Here is a 13,399-nt window from a genome sequence, read left to right on the forward strand (position 1 = left end):
GCCATGTCCTACATCCTCGAAGCCCTCAAGAAGGCACAGGCGGAGCGCCAGCTCGGCAACGCGCCGACCATCCACGCGCCGCCGCCCAGCTACGCGAGCGCGGACACACGCAGCAGCCGCAAGCCGGTCATCATCGGCATCGCCGCCGGCGCCCTCGTCGTGGCGCTCGGCGCGCTGTTCCTGCTGCGCCAGCCGGCGCCCGCGCCGGCGGCGCAGGTAGCGAGCGCACCGGCGCCTGCACCGGTCGCCGCTCCCGTTGCCGTGCCTGCGGCGCCGGTAGTCGCCCCATTGCCGGCGGCGCCCGAGCCGGCGGCCCCGGCCAAGCCGGAAGCGCCCGTCAAGCCGAAGGCGCCGCCGGTGTCCGCGAAGCCCCCGGCGCCCGCCCCGAAGCCGGCGCCGCGCGCCGAGCCGGTCGAGGCCCTGCCGGAACCGGCGCGCCCGGTCCTGGTGGCCGCCGCGCCGGCCGCGCCCTCCGCCGAGGACCACATCGGCCCGCTGCAGTCGCTGCCGGAATCGGTGCAGCGCGAGATCCCGAAGGTGAGTTTCGGCGGCTATATCTATTCGCCCAATCCCGCCGAGCGCCTGCTGCTGGTCGACAAGATGCTGCGCCGCGAGGGCGAGCAAGTCGCCCCCGGACTGGTGCTGGAGCGCCTGCTGCCGAAGGCGGCGATCATGAATTACCGGGGCTCCCGCTATCGTGTCGCCTATTGAAGTGGGACCGGTGCTGGGCGTGGTCGGCTGGTCCGGCAGCGGCAAGACCTCGCTGCTGGAGGCGCTGATCGGCCGCCTGGCGGGGCGGGGACTGCGGGTCAACGTCGTCAAGCACAGCCACCACGACGTCGAGCTGGAGCCGCCGCGCAAGGACAGCGCGCGCCTGCGCATGGCGGGAGCGGCCGAGGTCATGCTGGCGTCTCCCTACCGCGTCGCCATCCTGCGCGAACTGCGCGGGGCCGAGGAGCCGCCGCTGATGGAACACCTGGCGCGGCTGGCGCCGGCCGACCTGACCCTGGTGGAAGGCTACAAGTGGGAGCGCATGCCCAAGCTGGAAGTGTTCCGTCCTAGCCTGGGCCGGCCGGCCCTGTATCCGGAGGATCCCGACATCCTGGCCGTGGCCTCGGACGCGCCGCCGCCGGGCGGAGAGGGCGGGCCGGCCTGGCTGGACCTGAATGATCCGGATGGAGTGCTGGCCTGGCTGCAGAAATGGATGCGCTGAAGGCCTAAAGTTCTTCCACGGGCTGCCGTAAATGGTGGATACGCCTTAATGGGAGAATGACATGGATGTGTCCAGCATCGCCAAGCTGTCCACCAGCATCGCCGAAACCGGCCAGCGCCAGGAAGTGAGCCTCGCCGTCTTCAAGAAGGCCCAGCAGATCCAGGAAGCCACCGCCACCCAACTGCTCGCAGCGCTGCCGGCGGTGCAGTCGGCGAACCTGCCGCCGCATCTGGGGAACAAGATCAATACGACAGCGTAACTTGCTTCTTTACCTCGCCTGAGAAATACTGGCGCCTTCATTCAGCCAGGAGTACCGCATGACCAACCGCCACGCCCTGATCGCCGCCGCGCTTGCCGGCGTCTGCGCCCACGCCGCCGCCCAGGACCAGATGGGCGTGCCGAAGGCCGACCAGGAGGCCTGCTACGGCGTCGCCAAGGCCGGCCAGAACGACTGCGGCACCGCCACCCACGGCTGCGCCGGTGTCGCCAAGGTCGACAATGACCCGAACGAGTGGAAGTTCGTCGCCAAGGGCACCTGCACCCAGCTCGGCGGCTCGCTCGAGGCCGGCAAGGCCAAGCAGGACAAGACCGAGCCGGCCAAGGCCGACGTCCAGAAGTAATCATGTCCGCCCCCGCTGCGGCCCGCGCCGCCGGCGTGGGCCTGCGCACGCCGCATTACCGCGCCTTCCTCGACAGGCGCCCGCCGGCCGGCTTCCTCGAAGTCCATAGCGAGAACTACCTCGCCCGCGCCGGCTGGGACTGGCACGTGCTGGGCGAACTGCGGCGCGACTATCCGGTCAGCCTGCACGGCGTCGGGCTCGGCCTGGGCTCGGCGCACGGATTTTCCGATGCCCACCTGGAGCGCCTGCGCGCCCTGGTCGAGGCGGTCGATCCCTTCCTCGTCTCCGAGCACCTGAGCTGGGGCGCGCTGGCCGACCGCCAGCTCAACGACCTGCTGCCGCTGGCCCTCGACGAGGCCGCCCTGGCGCTGCTGTGCGAGCGGGTCGACCGGGTGCAGGAACGCCTGGGCCGCCGCCTGCTGGTCGAGAACGTCTCGACCTATGTGCGCTTTCGCGCCGACACCATGAGCGAAGCCGAGTTCCTGGCCGAACTGGTGCGCCGCACCGGCTGCGGCATCCTGCTCGACGTGAACAACCTGTATGTCAACCAGCGCAACCACGGCGAAGACGCGCGCGCCGCCATCGCTGCGTTACCTAAGGGCAGCGTCGGCGAAATCCACCTGGCCGGCCACCTGGAAACACCGCTGGCGCTGGTCGACCACCATGGCGCCGCCGTGGCCGAACCGGTGTGGGAGCTGTACCGCGCGGCGCTGGCGCGTTTCGGCCGGGTGCCGGCCCTGGTGGAATGGGATGCCGGCCTGCCGCCGGTCGACATCCTGCTGGCGGAGGCGGCCAGGGCCGATGCGATCGCGCAGGACTACCCCGTGCCGGCCGCCACCCCGGCGGTCCGGTTGCCGGTTTTGCCGGCACCAAAAAACGACGCGCTCGCCACGCTCCAGCAGTGCTTTGGGGCGGCGCTGTTCGACCGCAGCCACGAAACCGCCTTGCGACCCCTGCTCAGGGAGGGCGGGGTGGAGCGGCTGGCGCTCTATCGCGGCAACCTGGGCGCCGGCTGGGAGCGCGCCCTGGGCGAGGCCTACCCGGTCCTGCGCCAGCTGGTGGGGGAAGAATTCTTCGCCGGCCTGGCGCGTGCCTACGGCAAGGCCTGGCCCTCGCAAGATCCGGACCTGGCCGGCTTCGGCGCGCACTTCGCGGACTTCCTCGCGGGATTCGATCCAGCCACGCCGTATCCCTACCTGCCCGACGTGGCGCGGCTCGAGTGGGCCATCCACCGGGCCTGCCTGGCGCCGGACGTGGCGCCGCTCGGCCTGGACGCCCTGGCCACGATGTCGCCGGAAGCCCTGGACGGCGCTCGTTTCACCCTGCATCCATCGGTGAGCCTGCTGCGCAGCCAATGGGCCATCGGCGCACTGTGGCAGGCGCACCAGCCGGGCGGCCCGGCACTGCCGGTGCACGCCGACCTGCCTTGCACGGTGCTGGTCGTGCGGCGTGGCTGGCGGGTGGAGGTGGTGGAAACCGGCGCGGCGCAAGCCGCGGCCCTGGATCGGCTGGTGGCGGGCGTCAGCCTGGGCGCCGCGCTCGACGCCGCGCTGGCCGCCGTCGCGGCCGGTGAGGAGGCGCCGGACATCGGCGCCATGCTGCAGGGCTGGTTCAGGCTCGGCGTGGTGGCCGCGATTGCGGCAGACGACGCCGGCCAGAGCCATCCGTAGAGTTCAGTGGAAGGCGCGCAGGATGCGCTGCTCGCCGGTACGGTCGCTGTAACGTTCATTGGCGGCGCGGGTGGCGGCCATCATGCGCTCGAGCTGGGCGTCTTCGAAACGCGCCAGTTCCTCGTTGGCCGCTTCCAGCGCCAGCGCCAGCTTGGCGCGCGCGTTCTGGTACAGCGCACTGGTGTAGTGGTCGGTATTTTTCAGCAGCTCTTCCGCATTCTCGATGACGAGACGCAGGTCTCCGATGAGCTGCTCCTGGGACTGGGCGCGGTTCGGGGTTTCCATGGCTTCACCTGTGGCCGGTTATATAAGTCGATCCTGATGACTTAAAATATAAACAAGGAAGCCCCGCTCTGTTTGTTAGGGCGCAAACATAAGCCCGCTGTTTTCCGCCACCTTTTCTTCTCTTTCCCAGCCGTTCTGGACCGGTTTATTGCACCCGGATCTGCACGTCGCCCACGGTCACGGTCTGGCCGGCGCGGATCTTCGCGGTCTTGCGCAGTTCCTGCTTGCCGTCGACCGACACCGCGCCGCTGGCGACCATGTTCTTGCCGGCGCCGCCGCTGTCGACCAGGCCGACCAGCTTCATCAGCTGGTTCAGCTCGACGAACTCGGCTGTCAAATCGAAATCTATTTTTTGCATGCTGTCCTCGGGAATTGAAAAGGGCACCTGCAGGTGCCCCGAAAAAGTTTTACTCGACCGTATCCGGCCGGGTCATGTCGATCGGCACGATCCACTCGTCGAACTGCTGCTCGGTGACGAAGCCGGACTGCAGCGCGGCCTGGCGCAGGGTCAGGCCGTCGTGCGACGCGGTCTTGGCGATCTGTGCGGCGCGATCATACCCGATGTGCGGGGCCAGTGCGGTCACCAGCATCAGCGATTTTTCCATCAGCTCGGCGATACGGGCGTGGTTCGGTTCGATGCCCTGGGCGCAGTGCTCGTCGAAGGAGCGCATGCCGTCGGCCAGCAGGCGGGCGCTTTGCAGGAAGTTATGGGCGATCATGGGCTTGAACACGTTCAGCTCGAAGTTGCCCTGCGAGCCGCCGACCGTGATCGCGACGTCGTTGCCGAACACCTGGCAGCACAGCATGGTGAGCGCCTCGCACTGGGTCGGATTCACCTTGCCCGGCATGATCGAGCTGCCCGGTTCATTCTCGGGAATCGTGATCTCGCCCAGGCCCGAGCGCGGGCCCGAGGCCATCCAGCGCACGTCGTTGGCGATCTTCATCAGGGCCGCGGCCAGGGTCTTGAAGGCGCCGTGGCTCGAGACCATGGCTTCGTGGCCGGCCAGCGCCATGAACTTGTTGGGCGCGCTCTTGAAGGACAGGCCCGTGCGCGAGCTGAGCTCGGCCGCGATGCGCGGGGCGAAATCCGGGTGCGCGTTCAGGCCGGTGCCGACCGCCGTGCCGCCGGCCGCCAGCGCCAGCAGGCCGGGCAGGGTGGCGCGGATCGCGCTTTCCGCGAATTCCAGCTGCGCCACGTAGCCCGAGAATTCCTGGCCGAGGGTGAGCGGGGTGGCATCCTGCAGGTGGGTGCGGCCGATCTTGACGATGCTCTCGAAGTCGCGCGACTTGCGCAGCAGCGTGCCGCGCAGCTGGCCCAGTGCCGGCAGCAGGTTCTGGGCGACGGCAATCGCCGCCGCCACGTGCATGGCGGTGGGGAAGATGTCGTTCGAGGACTGGCCCATGTTGACGTGGTCGTTCGGGTGCAGCAGGCGCTTCTCGCCGCGCTCGCCCCCCATCAGCTCGGAACCGCGGTTGGCCAGCACCTCGTTCATGTTCATGTTGCTCTGGGTGCCGGAGCCGGTCTGCCAGACCGCCAGCGGGAATTCCTGCGGATGGCGGCCTTCCAGCACCTCGTCGGCGGCGCGGATGATGGCCTCGGCCTTGTCGCCCGGGAGCTTGCCGAGCGAGCGGTTCACCGCGGCGGCGGCGCGCTTGACCTGGGCCAGGGCAGCGACCAGTTCCGGCGCCATGCGCTCGGTCGAGATGTGGAAATGGTGGAGCGAACGCTGGGTCTGGGCGCCCCAGAGGCGGTCCGCGGGCACCTCGATCGGGCCGAAACTGTCCTTCTCAATCCTGTTTTCCATGGCTGTCCTGTGGGTGAAGGGTTGTGATTAAAGAGTTTAGCCGATTGTCCGTTAACTACGCTCAGGCTCTACTACTTCCATCCTATGGCTTGCCGCCTTCCACTGATATTGACTTGCGCGCTGCTGGCCGGCGCTGCCCAGGCGGCCGAGCTCGGCGAACCGCGGGTGAGCTCCTTCCTCGGCCAGCCGCTGGTGGCCGACATCGAGCTCACCATGCTGGAAGACGCCGCCAACCCGGTCCAGGTGCGCCTGGCGCATCCGGACGTCTACCGCGGCGCCAGTATCGGCATGCCGGCGGTGCTGTCCACGCTCCGGATGTCGGTGATGCGGCGCGACGGACGCCAGTTCCTGCACCTCACCTCGCTCGGCAAGGTGGAGTCGGAACACCTGCACCTGTACCTGGAGCTGGCCGACGGCGCGCAGCGCAGCGTGCGGCTGGCAACCCTGTGGCTGTCGCCGGATCCGAATCCGGCGCCGCCTCCGGTTCCGGTGGTGGCGCCTCCCATCCCTGCCAAGGCGGTGCAGCTCGCGCCGCCGCTGGAGGCGGCGCCGAAGCCCGCCCCGGCCAGGCCGAAGCCCGCGCCCGTCAAGCCGAAGCCGGCCGTCGTGCCGCCGGAGCCGGCCCGGCCGGCGCGCTTGACGCCTGAACCGGCCCCGGCGGGCGGCGCCTGCGCCCCGCAGCCCAGGGCGCAGGTGGACGCTTGCGTCGTGCTGGGGGCGAAGAATGCCATGTTGCGCGATCAGCTGGGCCGGCTCGAGGACAAGGTGAAGCTGCTGCAGGTGGCGGCGGGCGCCGCGCCGGCTGCAAGCCTGCAAACGCCGCCGGCGCCGCAGCAGGTGCACCGGCTGAAGAAGAAAAAGCCGGAGCCGCCGCCGGAAGAGGGCTCGCCCTGGCTGCTGGCGGGCGTCGGCGCCGCCGTGCTGGCGCTGCTGGCGGGGCTGGTGTTTGTCCTGCGCGCCAGGCGGGCGGCAGGGCGCGCGGAAGGGCCCCGCGTCGGCCTGGGAGCGCGCATCAAGGCGCGGCTGGGACGCAAGCCCCTGCCTGCCTCGACGCGCGAACCGACCCTGGACGAAGCCGCGCACAACTCGTCTACACAAGCTTAGAATTTTTGCTATACTCATTCCGTGGTCGCAAGATCGCGAACGGCACAGCGGCCTGGCGCAGCCACCACCGATAGCGTGGCGCGGAAAGCAGGCAGACGTTGAAGAAACGCCTGTGTTCGGAAGCGGTTCGCGTGTCAACTGAGGCAGCGAACGCCGGATGCAACCGGCAAGAGGCGACGCCAGGAGATACCTGGTGATCGCTCTCCCCGATTCCGTGGCCGAGCCCTCTGCTCGGGCACATCTCAAAGCGCCTGCGGGCGCTTTTGTCTTTTCAGAACGTCCATTCGCAGTTCATGCGTTTTGCATGGTGGGCCCTTGGGCTACAATCCCACCTGCGGCACAGACCCTGGCGGACTATGAAGAACTGGATCAATCGTTTACTGAGCGGCGCGGAACCCCAGGCGGCCACGCCCGAGGAGCCGGGCGGCGGCACGGACCATGCCGCGACCGACGCCCTGTACTACCTCTGGCTGGCTGGTCCGGCAAGGTTCGACGCGCCGCCCGAGACCGAGCGCCTGATCCTGGAGCAGGTGCGCACGCTGGCGCAGAACCCGGCCATCGCGGCCGAGCTGGTGCCGCGGGTTCCGGAACTGATCCCCAAGCTGCTGCGCAGCCTGCGTGACGAGAGCGTCAGCACGGGCGAGCTGGCCGGCCAGCTCGCCGAAGACGTGGTGCTGGTGGCCGAAGTGCTGCGCGAGGCCAACAGCGCCTATTACCGTCCCGTCGCCCCGATCAAGACCCTGGACGCCGCCATCATGCTGCTCGGGCAGAACGGCTTGCGCATGCTGCTGGCGCGGGTCGCCTTCCGGCCCCTCATCAGACTGCACGAGGCGGGCTTTGCCCGCCGTGCGGCGCCGCTGGTATGGAACCATTCCGAAAAATGTGCGGTGGCGGCGAGCCTGATGGCGTCGGCGGTGGCGGCCGACATCTTCGAATCCTGCCTGGCGGGGCTGATGCAGGACGTCGGACTGATCGTCGCCTTCCGCCTTAGCGACCGCATCTGCCAGAACGGCAAGGTGCCGGCCTCCGAAGCGTTCGGGGTGGAACTGCTGGCGCGCAGCCGGCAGCTGTCGGCGGTCATCGCCAGGCACTGGGATTTCCCGGACAAGGTGGCCGAGGCGATCGCCCGGGCCGGCGAACCGGATGGTCCGAACCTGGCGCAGGCGCTGGCGCAGGGTGATCACATCGCCAAGCTACGGCTCCTGATCGATGCCGGGAAGCTGGCCGAGGACGATGCGCTCGTCACGGAAGGGCTCAACGGTTACCAGCGCCGCTGCCTGGGCAAGCTCAGTAAGCTGGAATCGTAGCCAGACCACCAAAGAAAAAGGCACCCGCAGGTGCCTTCGATCGTAATTCTTGCTGATCAGTGCGCGCACATCGCGCGGTCCAGCTGCCCCATCCAGGGTTCGGTCACGTCGCGAATCGCGCGGTCATTGGCCATCAGTTGTTTGAGCAGGTCGATCTTGCGCTGGCGCTTGGCGCCTTCCAGTGCCGGCACGCCGCCGATCGCGGCCCCTGCGGCCACCGCCGCCTGCACGTTCAGCTTGTCGAAACCGGTCCAGTCGCCAGCCTCGGCGGCGCCCTTCATCTGGCTGCTGAGGCCAGCGAGGTTTTCGTACATCGAGAGGACGTCGTTCGAGGTCATGTTGGCACCAAGGCAATGAACGCCGGCCGGATTGCCGGGTATCTAAGGCATTTACGGATGGGCTTTCGGGAACTTTAGGGTAATTCGAAAAAAATTTCGGATTTTTTTCGAATGCCTCCGCCATTCCCCGGTTTCAGCAGTCTGGCCCCGTTTTTTGCAGTCTGTCGCAATCCGGGCGCAGGCGGCGCCCGGCTTTCCTACAGTGCGTGCTGGGTTCTTGCGCCATCGCGCGCAGGAACCGTCAAATAAAAACAGATTCGAGAGAGAGACTTATGAGAGACATGCCAGTCGCCCGGGCTCGCAAAGCCACGGCCGCGCTTGCGTTGGCCCTGGGCGCCGCCACGGCGCAGGCCGAGGCGCCGTTTTCTTTCGCGGCAACGCCGGGCAAGCTGCCGAAGGACGTGGTGCCGCTGCAGTACGACGCCCACATCGTGCCGGACGTCGCCGTCAACAGCTTCCGCGGCACCCAGACGGTCGAGATCGACGTCCTGAAGCCGACCTCGACCATCATGCTGAACGCCGACAACATGCAGATCGATTCGGCCAGCCTGACGGGCAAGCACATCGGCACCTTGAAACTGGACCCCATCCTCGACAAGAAGCAGCAGACCCTGCGCTTCGCGCTGTCCCAGCCGCTGGCGCCGGGCAGGTACGCGCTGGCGCTGGCCTTCCGCGGCCAGATCAACCGCGAAGGGCGCGGCCTGTTCTACGTGAACTACAAGGCGGGCGGCCAGGACAAGAAGCTGATCGCCACCACCATGGCGCCGACCGACGCCCGCCGCATGCTCCCGACCTGGGACGAACCGGCCTTCCGCGCCCGCTTCAAGCTCACCGTCGACGTGCCGGGCAATTTCAAGGCCTACTCCACTACCCCGATCGACAAGCGCGAAGACCTCGGCGGCGGGATGCAGCGCATCAGCTTCGGCAACACCCCGAAGATGCCGAGCTACCTGGTGGTGCTGGTGGCCGGCGAGCTCGAGCGCTTATCAAGCAAGCAGGATGGCGTCGACATCGGCATCGTGACGACCGAAGGCAAGCTCGGCTCGGCCACCTTCGCCCTGGGGGCCACGCGCGACCTGCTGCGCTACTTCAACAACTACTTCGGCATCCCGTACCCGCTGCCCAAGCTGGACCAGATCGCGATCCCGGGCGGCTTCAACGGCGCCATGGAAAACTGGGGCGCGGTCGTCTACAACGAGCCGACCCTGCTGTACGACCCGAAGAGAAGCCCCGAGAAGGTCAAGAAGTTCACCTTCAACATCAATGCCCACGAGCTGGCGCACCAGTGGTTCGGCAACCTGGTGACGATGGCCTGGTGGGACAACCTGTGGCTCAACGAAGGCTTCGCTTCGTGGATGGCGACCAAGGCGACGCACCACTTCCACCCCGAATGGCGCCCCTACCTGGAAGGCATGGCCGAGCGCGAATACGTGATGAACCTGGACGCGCGCAAGACCACGCACCCGATCCAGACCCCGATCGAGACCGAGGAGCAGGCCGCCGCGGCCTTCGACGCCATCACCTACCTGAAGGGCGAGGCTTTCCTGCGCATGCTGGAAGCCTACCTGGGCGAATCGGCCTTCCGCAAGGGCATGCGCGCCTATATGGCGAAGCACCAGTATTCGAATACGACATCGAGCGACCTGTGGGCCGCGCTGGAAAAGGCCTCCGGCAAGCCGGTCGGGAAGCTGGCCTCGGACTGGACCCTGCAGCCGGGCTTTCCCTTGATCCGGGTCGAGCAGGCCTGCGAGGACGGCAGGCGCAAGGTGACGCTGTCGCAGGAACAGTACCGCCTCGACGAGCCGCCCCGCGAAAAACGCCTGTGGAACGTGCCCTTGCAGGTCGGCACCGTCAACGGCAAGGCCTGGACCACGCTGCTGTCCGGCCCCAGCACGACCATCAACCAGGGCAGCTGCGACGGCACCCTGGTGGTCGACCCGCACAGCGTCGGCTATTTCCGTGTGCAGTACGACGCGGCCAGCTTCCACGCCCTGGCCGCGCAGGCGCCGCGCCTGCCTGACAGCACGCGCCTGAAACTGCTGTCGGACACCTGGAGCTTCGCCTCGAACGGCCGCATGGGCCTGGAGGCCTACCTGGACCTGGTGCGCAAGTATGGCGACGAGCCGCGCGTGGCGGTCTGGGATGCGATCCTGTCCAACCTGCGCACGCTCGACTCGCTGGCGCGCGGCGAGCCGGAGCAGGCCCTGATCCGCCGCTTCCTGGTCGATTTCGCGCGCCCGAAGTTCGACAAGCTGGGCTGGGAAGAAAAGCCGGGGGAAACCGCCGAGGACGCCCAGCTGCGCGGCATGCTGGCCACCGCGCTGGCGCGCGCCGGCGACCGCCAGGCCATCGACGAGGGCAAGGCCAGGTTCACGCGCTATGTGCAGGACCCGTCCTCGGTGCCGCCCTCGATGATCGACTTCGTCACCGGCACCGCCGGCCGCTATGCGGACCAGGCCACCTACGAGCTCCTTGCCGCGCGCGCCGCGAATGCCCCCACCAGCGAAGAGCGCAACCGTTTTGGCCGTGCCCTCACCAGCGCCCAGGACCCGCAGCTGGCCGCGCGCACCCTGCAGTCGCTCCTGTCGCCGCACACCCCGCCGGACCTGGTGCCCTATATGATCGGCGGGGTCGCCGGCGAGCACCTCGACCAGACCTGGAAGTTCGCCATCGCCAACAGCGATGCGCTGCTGGCCAACATGGAAGCGCTGGGCCGCAACAGCCTGTTCGCCAGCATCGTCGCTTCCTCCAGCAATCCGGCGCATGCGGAGATGATGGAAGCGCACATGCGCAAGAACTTCGGTCCGGACGGCGTTGTCGAAGCCGAACGCGTCGGCAACGGCGTGCGCATCCGCGCCGACCAGAAAGCGCGCCTGTTATCGCAGGTCCGCGCCGCCCTGCAATAAAGAGCAAAGACCACTTTCACAAGAAGGGAAGCGAATGAAAACCAGCTGGACCTTGAACAAGACTGCCATCACCCTGGCGCTGTGCGGCGCATTTGCCATGGCTCCATCCTATGCCGCAGAGCAAAGCGCCGCCGCCGTGGCGCCCGCCAAGCCGGCCGGCGCCGTCGTGCTGCCGGGTGACGATTTCTACGCCTACGCCAACGGCGAATGGATGGCCAGGACCGAGATCCCGGCCGACCGCGGTTCCTGGGGCTCGATGGCCGTGCTGGCCGAAGACACCAATGCCCGCATCGTCAAGCTGATCGAGGACGCGGCGGCCAGCAAGTCCGCCACTCCCGAGGCGCGCAAGGTGGCGGACTTCTACACCGCGTACATGAACGAGGCGGCGATCGAGTCGGCCGGCCTGGCCGCGCTCAAGCCGCGCCTGGATAGAATCGACGCGATGAAGGACCGCGCCGCGCTCGCGCGCGTGCTGGGCGAATTCCTGCGTGCCGACGTCGACCCGCTGAACGCGACCAACTTCAACACCCCGAACCTGTTCGGCGTGTGGTTCAACCAGGGTCTGACCGACCCGTCGCGCAATGTGCCTTACCTGCTGCAGGGCGGCATCGGCCTGCCGGACCGCGCCTACTACCTCGACAACAGTCCGAAGATGGCCGAGCTGCGCACCAGGTACCAGCAGTACATCGCGGCCATGCTGAAACTGGCCGGCTACGACAGGGCCGACGAGCGTGCGGCGAAAATCTTCGCGCTGGAGTCAAGACTGGCCGGAAGCCACGCTTCGCGCGAAGAGTCGGCCGACATCCAGAAGGCCAACAATACCTGGACCATGAAGGACTTCGCCGCCAAGGCGCCGGGCATGGACTGGAACGCCTTCATGAAGGGGGCGCGCCTGGCTGGCCAGGACCGCTTCATCGCCTACCACCCGGGCGCGCTCAAGGGCGCCGCCGAGCAGGTGGCCGCCACCGACCTGGGCACCTGGAAGGACTACCTGGCCTTCCACAGCCTGAACCAGTTTGCCAGCACGCTGCCGAAAGCCTATTCCGACCTGCGCTTCGAGTTCTACGGCAAGGGCCTGACCGGCTCGCCGCAGCAGTCGCCGCGCTGGAAGCGCGCCCTGGCCGCCACCAATGGCGCGATGGACGAAGCCGTCGGCAAGATGTACGTCGCCAGGTACTTCCCGGCCGAGGACAAGGCGCGCATCCTGAAGATGGTCGCCGACATCAAGACCGCCTTCGAGCGCCGCATCGACAAGCTCGACTGGATGGCGCCGTCGACCCGCACCCAGGCCAAGGAAAAGGTGCGCACCATGTATGTGGGCGTCGGGTATCCGGATGCGTGGAAGTCCTACGAGGGCCTGAAGGTCTCGCCGAACGACGCGCTCGGCAACGTGCTGCGTGCGCAGGAATTCCACTACACCCAGCAGCTCGCCAAGCTCAAGCAGAAGCCCAGGAAGACCGAATGGGCGATGCCGCCGCAGCTGGTCAATGCCGTCAACCTGCCGCTGCAGAACGCGCTGAACTTCCCGGCCGCGATCCTGCAGCCGCCGTTCTATGATTCGAAGGCATCGGATGCGCACAACTACGGCGCGATCGGCTCGGTGATCGGCCACGAGATCAGCCATAGTTTCGACGACATGGGCGCCCAGTTCGACGCCCAGGGCCGCCTGCGCGACTGGTGGACCAAGGAAGACCTGGCCCACTTCAAGAAGGCTTCGCAGAAGCTGGTGGAGCAGTACAACGCCTACAAGCCCTTCGACGACCTGGCCATCAACGGTCAGCTGACGCTGAGCGAGAACCTGTCCGACCTGGCCGGCCTGGCCGCGGCCTACGACGCGTTCAAGGTCTCGCCGAGCGGCAAGGCGGCCGGGACGGAGGCGGACCGCGAGTTCTTCACCGGTTTCGCCCAGAGCTGGCGCACCAAGATGCGCGAAGCCTCGCTGCGCCGCATCGTGCTGACCGACGGCCACTCGCCGGGCCAGTACCGCACCTATACCGTGCGCAACCTGGATGCCTGGTACAAGGCCTTCGACGTACAGCCGGGGCAGAAGCTGTACCTGGCGCCGGAGCAGCGCGTACGGGTCTGGTAATGGCGTGAGCGGCGCGAACGGACGGATTCTGTTCGCTCGCGCCGCGCTCTGGCGGATAATGC

Annotated in this window: 13 protein-coding genes; 9 read left to right on the forward strand and 4 right to left on the reverse strand. The window is 67.8% G+C overall.

The genetic code is table 11. The features are described 5' to 3' along the window. The first annotated feature begins 3 nt into the window (after positions 1 to 3). The 5 genes from FG94_RS21585 (at position 4) to FG94_RS21605 (ending at position 3,503) form a co-directional block, all read left to right on the forward strand. A complete protein-coding gene (locus FG94_RS21585; protein ID WP_036216041.1) occupies positions 4 to 711 on the forward strand; it encodes a general secretion pathway protein GspB in 708 nt (235 codons plus the stop codon). Further along, positions 698 to 1,213, forward strand: coding sequence for a molybdopterin-guanine dinucleotide biosynthesis protein B (gene mobB / locus FG94_RS21590; protein ID WP_229446024.1), 516 nt, complete (start codon positions 698 to 700; stop codon positions 1,211 to 1,213). Before FG94_RS21585 ends, mobB begins: the two co-directional genes overlap by 14 nt. Before the next feature lie 61 nt (positions 1,214 to 1,274). Beyond that, positions 1,275 to 1,472 carry a YjfB family protein gene (locus FG94_RS21595; RefSeq protein ID WP_027864857.1) on the forward strand — a complete coding sequence of 66 codons (198 nt, stop codon included), beginning with the start codon at positions 1,275 to 1,277 and terminating at the stop codon, positions 1,470 to 1,472. Between the two features lie 58 nt (positions 1,473 to 1,530). Then, on the forward strand, positions 1,531 to 1,833 hold the full coding sequence (locus FG94_RS21600) for a DUF2282 domain-containing protein (RefSeq protein ID WP_036216044.1): 303 nt from the start codon (positions 1,531 to 1,533) through the stop codon (positions 1,831 to 1,833). Between the two features lie 2 nt (positions 1,834 to 1,835). Next, positions 1,836 to 3,503 carry a DUF692 family multinuclear iron-containing protein gene (locus FG94_RS21605; RefSeq protein ID WP_036216045.1) on the forward strand — a complete coding sequence of 556 codons (1,668 nt, stop codon included), beginning with the start codon at positions 1,836 to 1,838 and terminating at the stop codon, positions 3,501 to 3,503. A gap of 3 nt (positions 3,504 to 3,506) precedes the next feature. Here FG94_RS21605 and FG94_RS21610 read toward each other — a convergent pair whose 3' ends face one another. From FG94_RS21610 to fumC, 3 genes are all read right to left on the reverse strand, one after another. Next, positions 3,507 to 3,788: a DUF883 family protein gene (locus tag FG94_RS21610; RefSeq protein WP_036216047.1), complete on the reverse strand. Its 282-nt coding sequence runs from the start codon at positions 3,786 to 3,788 to the stop codon at positions 3,507 to 3,509. A gap of 145 nt (positions 3,789 to 3,933) precedes the next feature. Further along, complete coding sequence (locus FG94_RS21615) at positions 3,934 to 4,146, reverse strand: RNA-binding S4 domain-containing protein (protein WP_036216050.1); 213 nt, start codon at positions 4,144 to 4,146, stop codon at positions 3,934 to 3,936. Positions 4,147 to 4,195: 49 nt separating this feature from the next. Continuing rightward, the gene (fumC, locus tag FG94_RS21620; protein ID WP_036216053.1) at positions 4,196 to 5,593 is read right to left on the reverse strand and encodes a class II fumarate hydratase; all 1,398 of its coding nucleotides are present in this window, start codon (positions 5,591 to 5,593) and stop codon (positions 4,196 to 4,198) included. A gap of 108 nt (positions 5,594 to 5,701) precedes the next feature. Here fumC and FG94_RS21630 point away from each other — a divergent pair, with 108 nt between their 5' ends. Together FG94_RS21630 and FG94_RS21635 are read left to right on the forward strand one after the other, a co-directional pair. After that, positions 5,702 to 6,697, forward strand: coding sequence for a hypothetical protein (locus FG94_RS21630; RefSeq protein ID WP_051996986.1), 996 nt, complete (start codon positions 5,702 to 5,704; stop codon positions 6,695 to 6,697). A 356-nt stretch (positions 6,698 to 7,053) separates the two neighbouring features. After that, positions 7,054 to 8,004: an HDOD domain-containing protein gene (locus tag FG94_RS21635; protein ID WP_036216059.1), complete on the forward strand. Its 951-nt coding sequence runs from the start codon at positions 7,054 to 7,056 to the stop codon at positions 8,002 to 8,004. Between the two features lie 56 nt (positions 8,005 to 8,060). On the opposite strand, the gene FG94_RS21640 is transcribed toward FG94_RS21635, so the two are convergent. Beyond that, positions 8,061 to 8,342, reverse strand: coding sequence for a flagellar protein FliT (locus tag FG94_RS21640; RefSeq protein WP_036216062.1), 282 nt, complete (start codon positions 8,340 to 8,342; stop codon positions 8,061 to 8,063). A 272-nt stretch (positions 8,343 to 8,614) separates the two neighbouring features. Between FG94_RS21640 and FG94_RS21645 the strand changes: the two genes are divergently transcribed. Together FG94_RS21645 and FG94_RS21650 are read left to right on the forward strand one after the other, a co-directional pair. After that, positions 8,615 to 11,248 carry a M1 family metallopeptidase gene (locus tag FG94_RS21645; protein WP_081926126.1) on the forward strand — a complete coding sequence of 878 codons (2,634 nt, stop codon included), beginning with the start codon at positions 8,615 to 8,617 and terminating at the stop codon, positions 11,246 to 11,248. 34 nt (positions 11,249 to 11,282) lie between these two features. Continuing rightward, complete coding sequence (locus FG94_RS21650; protein ID WP_036216065.1) at positions 11,283 to 13,337, forward strand: M13 family metallopeptidase; 2,055 nt, start codon at positions 11,283 to 11,285, stop codon at positions 13,335 to 13,337. Positions 13,338 to 13,399 lie beyond the last annotated feature (62 nt).

Source organism: Massilia sp. LC238, from assembly GCF_000735635.1.
Taxonomy (GTDB): domain Bacteria; phylum Pseudomonadota; class Gammaproteobacteria; order Burkholderiales; family Burkholderiaceae_D; genus Telluria; species Telluria varians.